At 69.7% G+C, this 16,028-nt stretch carries 15 protein-coding genes and 1 tRNA gene; 5 read left to right on the top strand and 11 right to left on the bottom strand.

Going from position 1 to position 16,028, the window contains the following annotated elements; all coding sequences use genetic code 11:
• Positions 1 to 12: 12 nt before the first annotated feature.
• From ABD331_RS33485 to ABD331_RS33515, 7 genes are all read right to left on the bottom strand, one after another.
• Positions 13 to 777, bottom strand: coding sequence for a 3'(2'),5'-bisphosphate nucleotidase CysQ (locus tag ABD331_RS33485; protein ID WP_344483642.1), 765 nt, complete (start codon positions 775 to 777; stop codon positions 13 to 15).
• Complete coding sequence (locus ABD331_RS33490; protein ID WP_344483644.1) at positions 777 to 2,129, bottom strand: sugar transferase; 1,353 nt, start codon at positions 2,127 to 2,129, stop codon at positions 777 to 779. The genes ABD331_RS33485 and ABD331_RS33490 overlap by 1 nt, the downstream gene beginning before the upstream one ends.
• 198 nt (positions 2,130 to 2,327) lie before the next feature.
• The gene (gene pth / locus ABD331_RS33495) at positions 2,328 to 2,912 is read right to left on the bottom strand and encodes an aminoacyl-tRNA hydrolase (protein WP_148437160.1); all 585 of its coding nucleotides are present in this window, start codon (positions 2,910 to 2,912) and stop codon (positions 2,328 to 2,330) included.
• 108 nt (positions 2,913 to 3,020) lie between these two features.
• Positions 3,021 to 3,653 carry a 50S ribosomal protein L25/general stress protein Ctc gene (locus ABD331_RS33500; protein WP_344483647.1) on the bottom strand — a complete coding sequence of 211 codons (633 nt, stop codon included), beginning with the start codon at positions 3,651 to 3,653 and terminating at the stop codon, positions 3,021 to 3,023.
• Positions 3,654 to 3,750: 97 nt separating this feature from the next.
• Positions 3,751 to 4,728, bottom strand: a complete 978-nt coding sequence (locus tag ABD331_RS33505) for a ribose-phosphate diphosphokinase (protein WP_344483649.1) — start codon at positions 4,726 to 4,728, stop codon at positions 3,751 to 3,753.
• Positions 4,725 to 6,173 carry a bifunctional UDP-N-acetylglucosamine diphosphorylase/glucosamine-1-phosphate N-acetyltransferase GlmU gene (gene glmU, locus ABD331_RS33510; protein WP_344483652.1) on the bottom strand — a complete coding sequence of 483 codons (1,449 nt, stop codon included), beginning with the start codon at positions 6,171 to 6,173 and terminating at the stop codon, positions 4,725 to 4,727. The genes ABD331_RS33505 and glmU overlap by 4 nt, the downstream gene beginning before the upstream one ends.
• Before the next feature lie 145 nt (positions 6,174 to 6,318).
• Positions 6,319 to 6,393: transfer RNA gene (locus ABD331_RS33515), tRNA-Gln, on the bottom strand.
• Between the two features lie 267 nt (positions 6,394 to 6,660).
• Here ABD331_RS33515 and ABD331_RS33520 point away from each other — a divergent pair.
• From ABD331_RS33520 to ABD331_RS33535, 4 genes are all read left to right on the top strand, one after another.
• On the top strand, positions 6,661 to 7,599 hold the full coding sequence (locus ABD331_RS33520) for an acyl-CoA desaturase (RefSeq protein WP_344483655.1): 939 nt from the start codon (positions 6,661 to 6,663) through the stop codon (positions 7,597 to 7,599).
• 106 nt (positions 7,600 to 7,705) lie between these two features.
• Positions 7,706 to 8,620, top strand: coding sequence for a TetR/AcrR family transcriptional regulator (locus ABD331_RS33525; RefSeq protein ID WP_425566092.1), 915 nt, complete (start codon positions 7,706 to 7,708; stop codon positions 8,618 to 8,620).
• A gap of 118 nt (positions 8,621 to 8,738) precedes the next feature.
• Positions 8,739 to 10,799, top strand: coding sequence for an RNA degradosome polyphosphate kinase (locus ABD331_RS33530; RefSeq protein WP_344483658.1), 2,061 nt, complete (start codon positions 8,739 to 8,741; stop codon positions 10,797 to 10,799).
• Positions 10,792 to 11,634, top strand: a complete 843-nt coding sequence (locus ABD331_RS33535) for an NUDIX hydrolase (protein WP_344483660.1) — start codon at positions 10,792 to 10,794, stop codon at positions 11,632 to 11,634. The genes ABD331_RS33530 and ABD331_RS33535 overlap by 8 nt, the downstream gene beginning before the upstream one ends.
• 6 nt (positions 11,635 to 11,640) lie before the next feature.
• Here the strand turns inward: ABD331_RS33535 and ABD331_RS33540 are convergent, their stop codons facing one another.
• From ABD331_RS33540 to ABD331_RS33555, 4 genes are read right to left on the bottom strand one after another with little or no spacing between them, the layout of a single operon-like run.
• The gene (locus tag ABD331_RS33540; protein WP_344483663.1) at positions 11,641 to 12,816 is read right to left on the bottom strand and encodes a cytochrome P450; all 1,176 of its coding nucleotides are present in this window, start codon (positions 12,814 to 12,816) and stop codon (positions 11,641 to 11,643) included.
• Positions 12,813 to 14,291, bottom strand: a complete 1,479-nt coding sequence (locus ABD331_RS33545; RefSeq protein WP_344483665.1) for a CYTH and CHAD domain-containing protein — start codon at positions 14,289 to 14,291, stop codon at positions 12,813 to 12,815. Before ABD331_RS33545 ends, ABD331_RS33540 begins: the two co-directional genes overlap by 4 nt.
• A 52-nt stretch (positions 14,292 to 14,343) precedes the next feature.
• Positions 14,344 to 14,694 (bottom strand): VOC family protein, encoded by a 351-nt coding sequence (locus tag ABD331_RS33550; protein ID WP_344483668.1) that lies wholly within the window; start codon positions 14,692 to 14,694, stop codon positions 14,344 to 14,346.
• On the bottom strand, positions 14,691 to 15,461 hold the full coding sequence (locus ABD331_RS33555; protein ID WP_344483671.1) for a trans-aconitate 2-methyltransferase: 771 nt from the start codon (positions 15,459 to 15,461) through the stop codon (positions 14,691 to 14,693). The genes ABD331_RS33550 and ABD331_RS33555 overlap by 4 nt, the downstream gene beginning before the upstream one ends.
• Positions 15,462 to 15,518: 57 nt before the next feature.
• Here ABD331_RS33555 and ABD331_RS33560 point away from each other — a divergent pair, with 57 nt between their 5' ends.
• Positions 15,519 to 16,025, top strand: a complete 507-nt coding sequence (locus ABD331_RS33560; protein ID WP_344483674.1) for a MarR family winged helix-turn-helix transcriptional regulator — start codon at positions 15,519 to 15,521, stop codon at positions 16,023 to 16,025.
• Positions 16,026 to 16,028 lie beyond the last annotated feature (3 nt).

Raw genomic sequence — 16,028 nt, forward strand, 5'->3', positions numbered from 1 at the left:
CCTCCGGCGGGTTCAGCGGTGCAGGTCCCGGATACCGGCGAGCAGGGATGTCGCCAGCTCCGGTAGGGAAACAAGGATATCGGGTAGTGACGGGTCGGCTTGGTTGTAGGTCAGCTCGGCGCCGTCGATGCGGCTGGCGTGGGCCCCCGCGGCCAGCGCGACGGCGACCGGCGCGGCGGAGTCCCACTCGTATTGGCCGCCGGCGTGGACGTAGGCCTCCACCTCGCCGGTGAGCACCGCGGAGATCTTCGCCCCGGCCGAGCCGATCGGCACGAGGTCGGCGCCGACGAGGTAGGCCAGCTTCTGCACGAACTCGGGCGGCCGGGTGCGGCTCACCGCGATGCGGAAGCGGCCCTTCTCATGCGAAGGCAGCTTCGGCGGCTCGGCGGTCGTCAGCGTGCGCCCCTGGGCGGGCAGTGCCACGGCCCCGGCGCTCAGTTCCCCGCGCTCCCACAACGCCACGTGCACGGCCCAGTCGGCCCTGCCCTCCTCGGCGAACTCCCTGGTGCCGTCAAGCGGATCGACGATCCACACCCGCTCGGCCTTCAGCCTTCTGGGGTCGAGGCGCTCTTCCCGGGTGGCCTCCTCCGACAGCACGCTGTCGCTGGGCCGCAACCGGGCCAGCGACTCCATGAGGTAGAGGTGGGAGGACCTGTCGCCCTCGGCGCGCAGCGCGGCCGGGTCGGCGAAGCCGGTGCGCTCCCGGGTGCGCAGCAGTCTCTCACCTGCCTCGGTCGCCAGGTCGGCGGCGAGAGCGTGGTCGTCGCGAATCGTCATCAATATGCTCCTTGCCCGCGGGCGACGGCCGACCAAGTCTTCCACAGGATCTGGAGGTCCAGAGTGAGGGACCAGTTCTCCACGTAACGCAGGTCGAGACGCACGGATTCCTCCCAAGATAGGTCAGATCTACCACTGACCTGCCACAGCCCGGTCAGCCCAGGGCGTACGAGGAGTCGTCTGCGCACGTCGTCACCGTAGCGTGCCACCTCTTCCGGCAGCGGCGGCCGGGGGCCGACAAGCGACATGTGGCCGCGTACGACGTTGATGAGCTGGGGCAGCTCGTCCAGCGAGTGGCGGCGCATGAGGGTGCCGAGCGGCGTGACCCGCGGATCGTTGCGGATCTTGAACAGCACGCCCTCCCTGTCGCTGACCAGCGTGATCTTCTGCTCCTCCGAGCCGCGCCGCATCGTGCGGAACTTCACCATGGTGAACAGCCGCCCGTCTCTGCCCACCCTGGTCTGGCGGAAGAGCGCGGGCCCGGGGCTGGTCGCGCGGACGGCCATCGCCAGCCCCGCCAGCAGCGGGGACAGCAGCACCAGCAGGGCGGCGGCCACCAGCCGGTCGAAGACGTTCTTGATGAGCTGCCTGGCCCCGGCCAGCTCGGGGTGCTCGACGTGCAGCAGCGGCATCCCGGCGACGGGCCTGATCGTGGTGCGCGGGCCCGCCACGTCCATCAGGGCGGGGGCCACGACCAGCTCGGTCTGGGTGCGCTCCAGCCGCCAGGCCAGCCGCCGCAGCGCCTGGCCGTCCATCTCGGGGCAGGCCAGCACGGCCACGGTGTCGGCCTCGTAGTGGTCCACGACGAGCGGCACGTCGCTCAGGTCGCCCGCGACGGGCACCGCCTCCAGCCGCTCGCCGGCGTGCCCGCCGGGCAGGCAGGCGGCCACGACGTCCATGCCGTGGTGGCGCTCCTCGCGGAACAGGCGCACCAGCTCGGCGATCGAGGCGGCGTGGCCGACGGCGACGACCTTGCGCATGCAGGCACCCGCCGCCCTGCGGCGGTACAGGGAGCAGCGCAGGGCGTGCCTGAAGATCAGGGTGAGCAGCGTGACGAGTGGCAGGGCCAGCACGACGTAGCCGCGCGCGACGTCGGTCTTGGTGACGTAGGAGCCGATGGCCGTGCCCGCCGTCAGGGCCACGCCGGCCTGGACGATGCGGCGGAACTCCTCGGAGCCGACGCCGAGCATGCGCGGCTCGTACGCCCTGCTGAGCGCCACCGCGCCACACCACACCAGCGGCAGCGCCAGGCTGACCAGCAGGTACGGCAGCACGTACGGCGTGAGCCCGCCGAACCTGACCGTGAACGCCGCCCCGGCCCCGAGCCCGGCCCCGCACAGGTCGCCCAGCACGGCTCTGAGCCGGTACGAGCGGACCCAGGAGGGCGTGCGCGGCCCGCTTCCCCAAGTGACCCCTTGACCCGACCAGACAACGGTCAAGAGCTCGTTACCGCGCACGCGCTCCTCCAGGTGTGACCAGCTCCTGAACGGACAGTCACAGATCGTAGCCGCGCGCGCGCCGGTCAACCGGCGAACGGCCCTATGCGGTGATCAGCGAGGAGGGCCGGAAATGTGCAGATCAGCCCGGTGAAACTCGTTCTGCGTGACCTCCAGGCCACGGCTCATCAGCGACTCCACCACGTCGGCCGCCCGGTCAACCAGGAAGGGCAGGTCCTTGCGCTCCATGGTGGCGAAGTCGCGCAGCACGAAGGAGGCCGGGTCCATGCGGCCGGGCGGGCGCCCGATGCCGAAGCGGACCCGCAGGTAGTCGCGGGTTCCGAGGACCTTGGTGATCGACTTCAGGCCGTTGTGGCCGTTGTCGCCGCCGCCCAGCTTGGCGCGCAGCGCGCCGTAGGGGACGTCCAGCTCGTCGTGCACGACGATCAGCCGCTCCGGGCCGATCTTGTAGAAGTCGGCGAGCGCCTTGACGGGCCCGCCGGACAGGTTCATGTACGTCAGCGGCTTGGCCAGGATGGCAGCGCTCGTCTCGCACACCTCGGCCCTGCTCTTGTGCGCCTTGAACCGCCCGCTCGCCCTGGCGGCCAGCTCGTCGAGCACCATGAAGCCCGCGTTGTGCCGGTTGCCCGCGTATTCGGCGCCCGGGTTGCCCAGTCCGGCGATCAGCCAGCGATCCATGCTCACAGCCTTCCACAGCCTCATACGGCGGCCCCATGAACCGGCCCCGCACAGCGGAACGGGACGGCTCGAGTCCGGCCGCCCCGTTCACGAATGAACCCGTCGCGCTTACTCGGCGGCGGGAGCCTCCGCGGTCTCGCCCTCGGGGGCCTCGGCGGTCTCGCCCTCGGCGGCCTCGGCGGCCTCCTCCTCGGCGGCCTCCTCGACCGGCTTGTTGATGACCTGGAGGATGACGGTCTCGGCGTCGGCGACCAGCGTGGCGCCCTGCGGGAGGTCGAGGTCGGCCGCGGTGATCACGGTGCCGATCTCCAGGCCCTCGACGTTCACCTCGACGCCCGTCGGGATGTGGGTGGCCTCGGCCTCCACGGCGACGGAGACGAGCTGCTGGTCGAGCAGGCCCTCGGAGTTGACGTCGCCGACCGTGGTGACCGGGATCTCGACCGTGACCTTCTCGCCGCGCTTGACCAGGAGCAGGTCGACGTGCTCGACGAAGCCCTTGATCGGGTCGCGCTGCACGCCCTTGGGCAGGGCGAGCTCGTCGACGCCGTCACCCTTGAGGTGGATCAGCACGTTCGGGGTGCGCAGCGCGAGCAGCACCTCGTGGCCCGGCAGGGTCAGGTGCTTGGGGTCGATGCCGTGGCCGTAGAGGACGGCGGGCACCTTGTCGGAGCGGCGGATCTTGCGAGCGGCGCCCTTGCCGAACGTGGTGCGGGGCTCGGCGGCGATACGTACTTCGGACACGACATCTCCTAGGGATGCGGTAGACGGAGGTTCGCGCGCTCACCCTCACCCGCCCTAGCGGAAGGCGTTACGAGCGCAACCCTCTTAGTCTAATGGCTCAGGTGTCTCCCTCGAACAAGCTCGTGACCGAGCCGTCCTGGAAGATCTCGGTGATGGCGCGGGCGATGAGCGGCGCGATCGACAGCACGGTGAGCTTGTCGAACCGGGCGCTCTCGGGCAGCGGCAGCGTGTTGGTGACGATCACCTCGGAGATCCGGGAGTTCTTGAGGCGATCGACGGCGGGGTCGGAGAAGACCGCGTGGGTGGCGGCCACGATGACGTTGGTGGCGCCCTGCTCGTAGAGGGCGTCGGAGGCCTTGCAGATCGTGCCGGCGGTGTCGATCATGTCGTCGATCAGCACGCAGGTGCGGCCCCGCACCTTGCCGACGACCTCGCTGACCTTCACCGAGTTGGCCACGTCGAGGTCGCGGCGCTTGTGGATGAACGCCAGCGGCGTGCCGAGCGTGTCGGCCCAGCGCTCCGACAGCCGCACGCGGCCTGTGTCGGGCGAGACGACGGTGGTGTTCTCCAGGTCGAGCTTGTTCTTGAGGTAGCTCTCCAGGACGGGCATGGCGAACAGGTGGTCGACAGGGCCGTCGAAGAAGCCCTGGATCTGCGAGGTGTGCAGGTCGATCGACATCAGCCGGTCGGCGCCCGCGGTCTTGAACATGTCGGCGATGAGCCTGGCGGTGATGGGCTCGCGGCCGCGGCCCTTCTTGTCCTGGCGGGCGTAGCCGTAGAACGGCATGACCACGGTGATGCGCTTGGCGGAGGCCCGCTTCAGCGCGTCGACCATGATGAGCTGTTCCATGATCCACTTGTTGATGGGCCCGGTGTGGCTCTGGATGACGAAGGCGTCGCAGCCGCGTACGGACTCCAGGTAGCGGGCGTAGATCTCACCGTTGGCGAAGTCGATGAGCTTGGTGGGGGTGAGGGAGACGCCGACGTGCTCGGCAACCTCCGCGGCCAGCTCCGGGTGGGCTCGCCCGGAGAAGAGCATGAGGTTCTTCTCTCCGGGCTGCTTGATGCTGGTCACTGCTTCTTCTCCTGCTCTTGCGCGGCCAGCGCCCGCTCTGCGTGCGCGGCCGACTTCGTGCCCGCGCGCCTGCGCAGAACCCATTTCTCGATGTTGCGCTGTCGCGCCCGTGCCACGCCCATCGCGCCCGGAGGCACCTCGTCGGTGATGGTCGAGCCCGCCGCCGTGTAGGCGCCTTCGCCGACCGTCAGGGGGGCGACGAGCATGGTGTCGCAGCCCACGAAGGCGCCGTCGCGCACGGTGGTGTGGTGCTTGTTGACCCCGTCGTAGTTGACGAAGACGGTGGATGCGCCGATGTTGACGTCCTCGCCGAGCGTGGCGTCGCCGGCGTAGGTCAGGTGCGGCACCTTGGAGCGGTCGCCGACCTTGGCGTTCTTCATCTCGACGAACGTGCCGGCCTTGGACTTGCGGCCCAGCACGGTGCCGGGGCGCAGGTAGGCGTAGGGGCCGACGCTGGCCTCGGGGCCGATCTCGGCGTGGTCGGCGACGGCGTTGCGGACCACCGCGCCCTCGCCGACGAGGGTGTCGGTCAGCGTGGTGGCGGGGCCGACCTGGGCGCCCTGCTCGATGACGGTGGCGCCGTGGAGCTGGGTGCCGGGGTGGATGACGGCGTCGGCGCCGATGCGGACGCCGACGTCGATCCAGGTGCTGGCCGGGTCGATGATCGTGACGCCGGCGCGCATGTGCCGCTCCAGCAGGCGCAGGTTGAGCACCTTGCGGGCGGCGGCGAGCTGGACGCGGTCGTTGACGCCCTCGACCTCGACGTAGTCGCCCGCGACGCAGGCGCCGACGCGGTGGCCGTCGCGGCGCAGGATGGCCAGGACGTCGGTGAGGTACTCCTCGCCCTGGGCGTTGTCGGTGGACACGCGCTTGACGGCGTCGGCGAGGAGCAGGCCGTCGAAGGCGTAGATGCCGGAGTTCATCTCCTGGATGGCGCGCTGCTCGGGGCTGGCGTCCTTCTCCTCGACGATCTCCAGCACGGCGCCGGCCTCGTCGCGGATGATCCGCCCGTATCCGGTCGGGTCGGGCACCTCGGCCGTCAGCACGGTGACCGCGTTGCCCTCGGTGGCGTGCCGTTCGAGCAGGCCGGTGAGGGTCTGGGTGCGCAGGAGCGGCACGTCGCCGTAGGTGACGAGGACGGTGCCGGAGATCGTGCCGACCTCTTCGAGCACGGTGCGCACGGCGTGGCCGGTGCCGCGCTGCTCGCGCTGCACGACGGCGCGCGCGTCGGGGCTGGTGGCGGCCAGATGCCCGCCGACCCGCTCCAGGGCGTGGCCGATGACGACGATGAGCTGCTCGGGATCGAGATCGCGAGCGGCGGCGAGCATGTGGTCGACCAGCGCTCGGCCGCACACCTCATGCAGGACTTTCGGGGTCTGGCTCTTCATCCGGGTGCCCTCGCCGGCGGCGAGGACGATCACGGCTGCCGGGCGCGGCACACTCACGGGCTGAGGCTCCCTGTGACTGGACGGATCGGGCTTCGGTTCGTCAACTACTCAGGGTCTTCGGTACGTCAACCGCACCGCTACCCTCCCGACACCGTGAGGATACCTGGCCTCCCCCAGAACATTCTCTGGGGGCGGTGCTTCATGGCTCCCGGAAGAGGACTCGAACCCCTACAAAGTGGACCAAAACCACTTGTCCTGCCGATTAGACGATCCGGGACAGATCGGACAGGTGATGTCCGACACCTCTCCTACGATACCGACCCCGCACAGGCACGCGCGCCCGTATTACCCCTCCCGCGCGCACCGCGCGTCGCACGCGTAACAGACCACCAGTAAAGCCGCAAGATACGAAACCCACTCAGCTCGGCCCGCCTCGCGTCACCTTCTCCACATTCCGCCCTTAGGTCTTCCTTACTTACGCTGGCGTAGGTTACGGTTGCGTAGCCCGGACATTCAATCGCATACATGTCGTTGGAGGTCGCCCATGACCGTTCTCACCGAGCGCTCCACCCCTGCCCCGAAGCCCGACTTCGAAGCCGAACCGAAAGCGAAATCCGAACTCATCATCTTCGGCCTGGTCGTCGGGCTGCCGCTGGTCGCGATCGCGGCCGCGGTGCCGTTCGCGTGGGGTTGGGGGCTCGGCTGGACGGACCTCGCCATCGCCTTCGTCTTCTACGTGGTCTCCGGCCTCGGCGTCACCGTCGGCCTGCACCGCTACTTCACGCACGGCTCGTTCAAGGCCAAGCGGCCGATGAAGATCGCGCTGGGCATCGCGGGCAGCCTCTCCCTGGAGATGTCCGTGCTCGACTGGGTGGCCACCCACCGCAAGCACCACAAGTTCTCCGACAAGGAGGGCGACCCGCACTCGCCGTGGCGCTTCGGCCCTGGCTTCAGGAACATGGCCAAGGGCCTGCTCTACGCGCACATGGGCTGGCTGTTCGAGAGCGAGCGCACCAACAGGGAGAAGTACGCCCCCGACCTGTGCAAGGACGAGGACGTGCTCAAGCTGCACAAGTGGTTCGGCGCGCTCGCGCTGACCTCGATCCTGCTGCCCGGCGTGCTGGGCCTGCTGTTCACCTGGTCCTGGCAGGGCGGCCTGACCGCGTTGTTCTGGGGCTCGCTGGTGCGCATCGGCCTGCTGCACCACGTGACCTGGTCGATCAACTCGATCTGCCACGTGTTCGGCGAGGAGGACTTCCAGGTCCGCGACAAGTCCCGCAACGTGTGGTGGCTGGCCATCCCGTCCTTCGGCGAGTCGTGGCACAACCTGCACCACTCCGACCCCACCTGCGCCAGGCACGGCGCGCTCAAGGGCCAGATCGACCTGAGCGCCGGCCTGATCAGGATCTTCGAGCGGCTGGGCTGGGTGTACGACGTGCGCTGGCCGACGCCGGAGCGGCTGGCGGCCAAGCGCATTGCCTAGCGCACCGCCCAGCACATCGCCCAGCGCCCTGCCGAGCGCATCGCCGCCCAGCGCGCCGTCGGACGCCTACACGTCGGTGAGCGGTCGTGGAAGCATGGCGGTCATTATGGAAACCGTGACCGAACCCCGATCTCGCAGGCGCATGTCCGGTAGCGAGCGAAGAGAGCAGCTGATCCAGATCAGCCGCACCCTCTTCGCGGAGAAGGGGTTCGACGGGACCTCTATCGAGGAGATCGCAGCTACCGCGCAGGTGTCGAAGCCCGTGGTGTACGAGCACTTCGGCGGCAAGGAGGGCGTCTACGCGGTCGTCGTCGACCGCGAGATGCAGAAGCTGCTCGGCATGATCACCGAGGCCCTCGCCGCCTCCCATTCCCTGGTCAAGCTGGAGCGGGCCGCGCTGGCCCTGCTCCGCTACATCGAGGAGAGCAGCGAGGGCTTCCGCATCCTGGTGCGCGACTCCCACGCCGCGTCCGGCACCGGCACGTTCGCCAGCCTGATCAGCGAGATCGCGAGTCAGGTGGAGGACGTGCTGGCCGACGAGTTCGCGGCCCGCGGCTACGACCCCAAGCTGGCCCCGATGTACGCCCAGATGCTGGTCGGCATGGTCGCACTGACCGGCCAGTGGTGGCTGGACGTGCGCAAGCCGGGCCGCGAGGAGGTCGCCGCCCACCTGGTCAACCTGGCCTGGAACGGCCTGACCGGGCTCAACCCGAACCCGACGATCACGGCCACCAGCCGGGCGCACACGGCCGCGGCCAAGCCGCCGCAGCCGCGCACCTCCAGCGAGAAGGAGCTGCGCGAGCTGGAGAAGGCCCGCGAGAAGGAGCTCAAGGAGGCGGAGAAGGTCCGCCAGCGGGAGCTCAAGGAGGCCGAGAAGGCGCGCGTACGGGAGCTGAAGGAGCGGGAGCGGCTGCTGAAGGAGGCGGAGAAGGCCCGCGAGCGCGAGGAGAAGATCCGCCAGCGGGAGGCGAGGCTGGCCGAGCGGGCCGCCCGTCTCGAACAGGTAGATCATCAGGAGTGACCCTTGTCCGGAACGGGCACTTGGAGTGACGATTAGGTTGAGCTGGGCTGACCATTACGGGTGAGCCGTTGCGGCAACGTTAACGTTCTGTTCAACCAAACGGGGCAATATACGCCATATGTCCGCGGAACCGTTCGAGCCAGCCAATGACCTGCCCCTGCCACAGGAGCGCTTTCTCAACCGCGAGGAGAGCTGGCTCCAGTTCAACCTACGCGTGCTCGAACTGGCCGAGGACCCCTCGCTGCCGCTCCTCGAACGCGTGCGCTTCCTGGCCATCTTCGCCAGCAACCTCGACGAGTTCTTCCGCGTCAGGGTCGCGGGGCTCAAGCGCCGGATGGCCACCGGCCTGCTCCTGCGCACCAAGAGCGGGCTCAAGCCGCGCGAGGAGCTGATCCGGATCGCGGCCATCGCCGACGAGCTGGCCAGGCGGCACGCCGCGGTCTTCCACCGGCAGATCTGCCCGCAGCTCGCCACCAACGGCATCGAGATCGTCCGGTGGGACGACCTGGGCCGCGAGGAGCGCACGGAGCTGCGCAAGCTGTTCAGGGAGCGGATAAGGCCCGTCCTGACGCCACTGGCCGTCGACCCCGCCCACCCGTTCCCGTACATCTCGGGGCTCAGCCTCAACCTGGCGGTGCTGGTGCGCAACCCGGCGACCGACCACACGGTGTTCGCCAGGGTCAAGGTGCCCTCGCAGCTCCCCCGGTTCGTGCAGGCGTCCAAGGACCGCTTCGTCCCCCTTGAGGATGTCATCGCCGCCCACCTGGGGCAGCTTTTCAAGGGCATGGAGATCCTCCAGCACCACGTCTTCCGCGTCACCAGGAACGAGGACCTCGACGTGGACGAGGACGTCACGGAGAACCTCATGCAGGCCCTGGAGAAGGAGCTGCTCAAGCGGCGCTTCGGGCCGCCCGTGCGGCTGGAGGTCGAGGAGACGATCACGCCCGAGGTGCTGGCGCCGCTGGTGGAGGAGCTGGAGCTGGCCCCGCACGAGATCTACCGGCTGCCAGGGCCGCTCGACCTGACCGGCCTGCACGCCATCGCCGACCTCGACAGGGGCGAGCTGAGCTACCGGCCGTTCGTGCCCGCCGAGGTGATCAACGCCGAGGACGACGTCTTCTCCACGCTGCGCGAGCGCGACGTGCTGCTGCATCACCCGTACGACTCGTTCGCCACCAGCGTGCAGCGCTTCATCGAGGTCGCCGCGAACGACCCCCGCGTGCTGGCGATCAAGCAGACCCTCTACCGCACCAGCGGCGACTCCCCCATCGTGGACGCGCTCATCGACGCGGCCGAGGCGGGCAAGCAGGTCGTGGTGGTCGTGGAGATCAAGGCCCGCTTCGACGAGCACGCCAACATCTCCTGGGCCCGCAAGCTGGAGCGGGCCGGCTGCCACGTCGTCTACGGCGTGGTCGGCCTGAAGACGCACTGCAAGCTCGCCCTCGTCGTCCGCCAGGAGCCCTCGGGCGAGCTGCGCCGCTACTGCCACATCGGCACCGGCAACTACAACCCCAAGACCGCCCGCCAGTACGAGGACTTCGGCCTGCTCACGGCCGACCCGCTGGTCGGCGAGGACGTCACGGACCTGTTCATCCACCTGACCGGCTACTCCCACCACTCCGCCTACCGGCGGCTGCTGGTCGCCCCGCACTCGATGCGCAGCGGCCTGGTGGCCAGGATCGAGCGGGAGATCGCCCACCAGCAGGCCGGGCGGCCCGCGCGGATCAGGATCAAGACCAACTCCCTGGTGGACGAGCCGATCATCGACGCGCTCTACCGGGCGTCCAGGGCGGGCGTCCCCGTCGACCTGTGGGTGCGCGGGATCTGCATCCTGCGCCCCGGCATTCCCGACCTGTCGGAGAACATCCGGGTGCGTTCGGTTCTCGGGCGGTTCCTGGAGCACTCCAGGGTGTACGAGTTCGGCCTGGGCCGGCGGCCCGAGGTGTGGATCGGCAGCGCCGACCTGATGCGCAGGAACCTGGACCGTCGCGTCGAAGCGCTGGTCAAGGTGACGTCCCAGCAGCACAAGGCCTACCTGATCGAGCTCATGGACCTGGCCATGGCCGAGACCACGAGCACGTGGTGGCTCAACTCCGACGGCACGTGGGTGCGTCACCAGGGCGAGGACCTGCAGAGCCGTCTCATCGGTACGCGTCGATGGAGGACCGTTGATGACTGACCTGCTCCGCGCCGCCGGAGCCGTGGTCTGGAGGGGCGCGGAGAGCAGCCCGGAGGTGGCCGTCATCCACCGCCCGCACTACGACGACTGGACCTTCCCCAAGGGCAAGCTGAAGTCCGGCGAACACGTGATCGCCGCCGGCCTGCGCGAGGTCCGCGAGGAGACCGGCCTGACCGTGCTGCTCGGCCGCGCGCTGCCGCCCGTGCACTACCTCAGCGCCGGCCGGCTCAAGCGGGTCGACTACTGGGTGGCGCGGGCCGCCGGCGACGACGGCTTCGAGCCTGGCGAGGAGGTGGACGAGCTGCGCTGGCTGCCCGTGGAGCAGGCCAGGCGGCTGCTGACGTACGAGTGGGACGCCGGGCTGCTGCGGGCGCTCGGCGCGGCCCCGCTCGACACGGTGCCCCTGGTGCTGGTGCGGCACGGCTCGGCCGGCTCCAGGAGCGAGTGGGAGGGCGACGACGCCGCGCGTCCCCTCGACACCGACGGGGTGTCGCAGGCGCAGACGCTGGCCACCGCGCTGCCCGCCTACCGGCCCGAGTCGCTGATCAGCTCGCCCAGCGCCCGCTGCGTGCAGACGCTGGAGCCGTACGCGGCGCTGACAGGGGCGGAGATCAAGATGGAGCCGCTGCTCAGCGAGGAGAGCCAGGACCCGCAGAAGACCCCCGCCCTGGTCGGGAAGCTGCCGGGGCCCGCCGCAGTGTGCAGCCACGGCAAGGTGCTGCCCGGCCTGATCGCGGCACTCAGCGGCAAGGACGTGCACCTGCGCAAGGGCTCGTTCGGGGTGCTGCACAGGGCCGGCGGGCAGGTCGTCAGCGTCGAGCGCTATCCGACCTGAGCACGCTCACCAGGTGACGGGCAGCTTCGCGAACCCGTCGGCGATCCTCCCCTCTGTTCTCGGCAGCTCGGCCTCGGGGACGGCCAGCCGCAACGTGGGCAGGCGCTGGAACAGCCGGCTGAACACCGCCTCCAGCTCGACCCTGGCCAGGCTGGCGCCGACGCAGAAGCGCGGGCCGTAGCCGAAGCTGAGGTGCGGGTCGGTGAGCGGGCGGCGCAGGTCGAACGCGTCCGGCTCCGGGTAGACGCGCTCGTCCCTGTTGGCCGCCCCCGGGGTGATCACCACGGCCTCTCCCCTGCGGATCGTCAGGCCGCCGATCTCGATGTCGTCGTGCGCGTACCTGACCAGGCCGTGCAGGCTGGGCGAGGCCAGGCGCAGGATCTCCTCGACCGCCGCCGGCGCCAGCCCTGGATCGGCCTTGAGCTGGTCGAGCTGGCCGGGGTTGGCCAGCAGGAGCAGCACGCCGAAGTCGATGCGGTTGACGGTGGTCTCGTGCCCGGCGAACAGCAGCGAGCCGGCCAGCTCGGCGATCATGCCGTCGTCGTCCAGCTCCTTGGCCAGGTCCGACAGGACGTCCTCGGCCGGTTCGTGCCGCTTGGCGGCGATCAGGCCCGCCGTGTAGGCGGTCATCTCGTCCATGGCGGCCTGCGCCCGGTCACGGTCGCCGATGCCGCCCATGCGGGACGACAGGCCGCTGAAGTACTCCCTGTCCTCGTACGGGACGCCCAGGAGCTGGCAGATGACCAGCACGGGGAGCGGGAAGGACAGCTCGGCGTGCAGGTCCGCGGGCGGCGTGAGCTTGGCCAGGTGCTCCAGCCGCTCCTCCACCAGCGAGCCGACGTGCCCGCTGAGCCGCTTCATGCGCCGTGCGGAGAAGGCCGGCGTGAACAACCGGCGCATGCGGTCGTGCTCGGCCTTCTCCGTCTCGATCTCGCCTCGGGGGCCGCCGAGCAGCGGCGATCCCGACACGCGTGGCGCGTTGTCCGGGTCGGGGTGAGAGCGTCCGAGCCGGCCGTCGTTGAACAGCGTGCGGGCGTCCTCGTACCCGCTGACCAGCCAGACCTCGTCGCCCGCCGGAGTGCGTACCTTCGCGATGCCCTTCTCCGCCCGCAGTTCCCGGTACGCCTCGGGCACCTCGAGCAGACTGCTGCGTTCGAAGGGGATGGTAGGAAGGCTCCTCATAGAACCTTACTAACCGCTTTGACGGTCTCCTTCCAGACTCGGGGGAATTCGGCGTGGGCCCGCTCGGCGGTGTTGCGCTCGATCCCGATCAGCAGCCCGTAGGTGAAGGTGTCCTCGCCCGCCTGGCGGGCGCTCTCGGCCTCCTTGGCGAGCGTCTCCTGCGCGACCACGCCGTCCTGGTGTGCTCCCAGCACCTCCTGGACGTTCTCGGCCAGCTTGGCGAGCTTGCCCATGTCGAAGCCCAGGCTCGGCTCCAGCGCCTCGGCCGTGTAGCGGGCGCGCTTGGCCGCCTTGCGCACGTCGTGCATGGCGATCTCGCGGCGTTCCAGGTCGTCGATGGCCTGGGCGCGGTCGTAGGCCTTGGTCACCCGGCCCCAGTTCGAGGCGGCGACGGTGTGCAACTGCTCCTGCGCGGGCTTGGCGGCCGCCTTGCCCAGCGACGGCCTGGCGACGAGCCGGTCGAGGGCGTCTAGCAGCAGGTAGTAGCGGTCGCCGCTGAGCGCCTCCTTGATCCGCCCGTACGCCTCTTCCTCGCGCTTGTGCAGGTCGGAGCCGAGGCGCGCCTGGATGGGGCCCGTGACCAGCTCCGGCGCCAGCCCCGCCAGCGTCCTGGCGAACCTGGCCCTGATCACCTCCAGGTCGCGGGCCTCGCCGAGCACGTTGCCCAGCCAGCGCAGCTCCTCCTGCACCTCGCCGGTGTCCGACACGACGGTCTTGAACGCCTTGAGCGCGCTGCGCAGCCGCCTGGCCGCCACGCGCATCTGGTGGACGGCGTCCTCCTCGGCCCTGCGCACCCGTGGATCCTGCGAAAGCAGCGCCTTGACCTGGCCGGACAGGTAGCCGACGACGATCTCACCGGCGCTGCCCTGCTGCGTGGGGGCCGTGGGGAGGGGGGCGGGCTGGAGGAGTCTGGCGAGCTTGCTGCTGGACTCGGAAGGGGTCGCGCCGGCCTTCCTGAGCCGTTTGCCCACCTTGGCGAGGAAACGTTCTGTGCCGCCGTCGAGCAGCTCGGCCTCGACCTCGCGCCAGCGCACGATCGTGGGGACGTCGCCGTACACGGTGCCCTTGACCCGGTCGTCGGCGATCTCGACCAGCCCGGTCTCGCCGTCCTTGAGCAACGTGACGTTCCTGCGGGTCTCCAGCTCGGCGACGACCTTCAGCTCGGCGCCGCGGGTGTAGGCGCGCACGAGCTCGGCGAGTTCGAGGGGGACGACCTTGGTGCTTCGGGTGAGCGGATGCGTGATCTCCTGGCGCACGCCCTTGGCCTTGGGCAGTTTCAGGTGCCAGCCGGGATCGGAGCCGCCCCGTCTTCGCCTGAGCGTGACGCCGCGCGCGGCCAGCCGCAGGTCAGGCGTGTCGAAGTAGAGAGCCACGAGCTGGTGGCTCTTCGGGCCGACGACGTCCGCCAGACCGGTGAGGTCCGGAATCTCGTACTCGGGGGGGACGTCGAACTTGTCCTCGATCTCGATGCCCACTACACCTCACAAGTGTCCGATTTCGGACCATGATGCCACCGCAAGGTGAACATCACACGGGTTGCAGGAGTTCGATTCTGTTGCCTACCGGGTCGGAGACGTAGATCCGGCGGTACCCGGGAAACAGATGATCAGGCCGCGCGCCGGGAAACCGGTCCGCGTACGCGTCCAGATCGTCCACCAGGAAGGCGGGATGGGCCTTGCGCGCGGGCCGGAAGCCCTCCTCGACGCCGAGGTGGATCTCCACCCCCTCGCCCCTGAACCAGACGCCGCCGCGCCTGGCCAGCTCGGGCGGTTTGGGCACCTCGCGCAGGCCGAGCACGCCGGCGTAGAACTCACGTAAGTACGGCTCGCTGCCCACGGGCGCGGCGAGCTGCACGTGGTGCAGGGCCTTGATCGTCACTTCTGCACCACCACGAAGACCCTCCTGAACGGGAAGGGCGTGCCGTAGCTCCTGGCCGGGTACGCCTCGGCGAGCGGCTTGGCGAGGTCCTGCTTGAAACGCCGCTGCTCATCGGGGTCGAGGCGGTCGAGTATGGGCCGCAGGGCAGTGCCGGAGACCCAGTCGAGCACCGGGTTCTCGCCGTGCAGGACGTGCACGTACGTGGTCTCCCACGCGTCCACCTGCGAGCCGCCGTGGTTGAGCAGGTCGAGGTACTCCAGCGGCTCCGCGACCGGGTTGCCCCTGGTGAAGTCGCCGAGCCGGTCCGACCAGGCGCGCGAGGAGCACAGCTCGCGGATCGCGACGTGGCTGGGGGCGTCGAAGTTGCCCGGCACCTGGAAGGCCAGCCAGCCGCCCGGGGCCAGGTCCTCCACCCAGTGCTCCAGCACGGCGCGGTGCTCGGGCACCCACTGCAGGACGGCGTTGGAGACGATCACGTCCACCGGCCGGTCCGGTCGCCACATGGCGACGTCGGCCACCGCGAACCTGACCTGCGTCTCCAGCTTGCGGGCCTTGGTGATCATCGCAGGGGAGGAGTCGAAGCCCTCGATGGTGGCGTTCGGCCAGCGGGCGGCCAGCTCCACCGTCAGCTCGCCGCTGCCGCAGCCGGCGTCCACGACGTAGTCGGGCTCGACGGCGCCCACCCTGGAGATCAGCTCGATGAACGGCCGCGACCGCTCGTCGGCGTAGACCGCGTACGTGACAGGGTCCCAAATATCTCTTGACATAGAGATAATTGATATCGAGAGAGATATCTCGATGTCAAGACAGTACACTCTTGTGTCATGACGGAGGATGCTAGAGACGAGGTCGATCGCCTCGTCGCGGCTTGGCGGGCGGAGCGCCCCGACCTTGACGTCGAGCCGCTCCAGGTGCTCTCTAGAGTGTCACGACTCGCCAAGCATCTCGACCGTGCGCGGCGAGCGGCGTTCGCCGAACACGATCTGGAGCCGTGGGAGTTCGACGTGCTCACCGCCCTGCGGCGGGCCGGCAAGCCCTACGAGCTCAGCCCCGGAGCCCTGCTGCGGGCCACTTTGGTGACCTCCGGCACGATGACCAACCGCATCGACCGGCTCGCCCAGGCCGGGCTGGTGCGGCGGCGGCCCGACCCGGAGGACCGGCGTGGCGTGCTGGTCTCGCTCACCGATCCTGGGCTGGCCCGGGTGGACGCCGCCTTCGACGACCTGCTGCGGCGGGAGCGGGAGCTGCTGTCGGGGCTGGAGACGGCGGATCAGCGCACCCTGGCGTCGCTGCTCCGCATGCTCCTCACACCCTTCGACTCCCCGCTCTGAGTT

The sequence above is a fragment of the Nonomuraea monospora genome, assembly GCF_039531895.1.
GTDB lineage: Bacteria > Actinomycetota > Actinomycetes > Streptosporangiales > Streptosporangiaceae > Nonomuraea > Nonomuraea monospora.

Excerpts from the sequence above, each read along its gene's own strand:
- ABD331_RS33540 (WP_344483663.1), bottom strand. The coding sequence starts at position 12,816 with ATGAGGAGCCTTCCTACCATCCCCTTCGAACGCAGCAGTCTGCTCGAG.
- ABD331_RS33535 (WP_344483660.1), top strand. The coding sequence starts at position 10,792 with ATGACTGACCTGCTCCGCGCCGCCGGAGCCGTGGTCTGGAGGGGCGCG.
- ABD331_RS33530 (WP_344483658.1), top strand. The coding sequence starts at position 8,739 with ATGTCCGCGGAACCGTTCGAGCCAGCCAATGACCTGCCCCTGCCACAG.
- ABD331_RS33485 (WP_344483642.1), bottom strand. The coding sequence starts at position 777 with ATGACGATTCGCGACGACCACGCTCTCGCCGCCGACCTGGCGACCGAG.
- ABD331_RS33560 (WP_344483674.1), top strand. The coding sequence starts at position 15,519 with ATGACGGAGGATGCTAGAGACGAGGTCGATCGCCTCGTCGCGGCTTGG.
- pth (WP_148437160.1), bottom strand. The coding sequence starts at position 2,912 with ATGGATCGCTGGCTGATCGCCGGACTGGGCAACCCGGGCGCCGAATAC.
- ABD331_RS33525 (WP_425566092.1), top strand. The coding sequence starts at position 7,706 with ATGGAAACCGTGACCGAACCCCGATCTCGCAGGCGCATGTCCGGTAGC.
- ABD331_RS33555 (WP_344483671.1), bottom strand. The coding sequence starts at position 15,461 with ATGTCAAGAGATATTTGGGACCCTGTCACGTACGCGGTCTACGCCGAC.
- ABD331_RS33520 (WP_344483655.1), top strand. The coding sequence starts at position 6,661 with ATGACCGTTCTCACCGAGCGCTCCACCCCTGCCCCGAAGCCCGACTTC.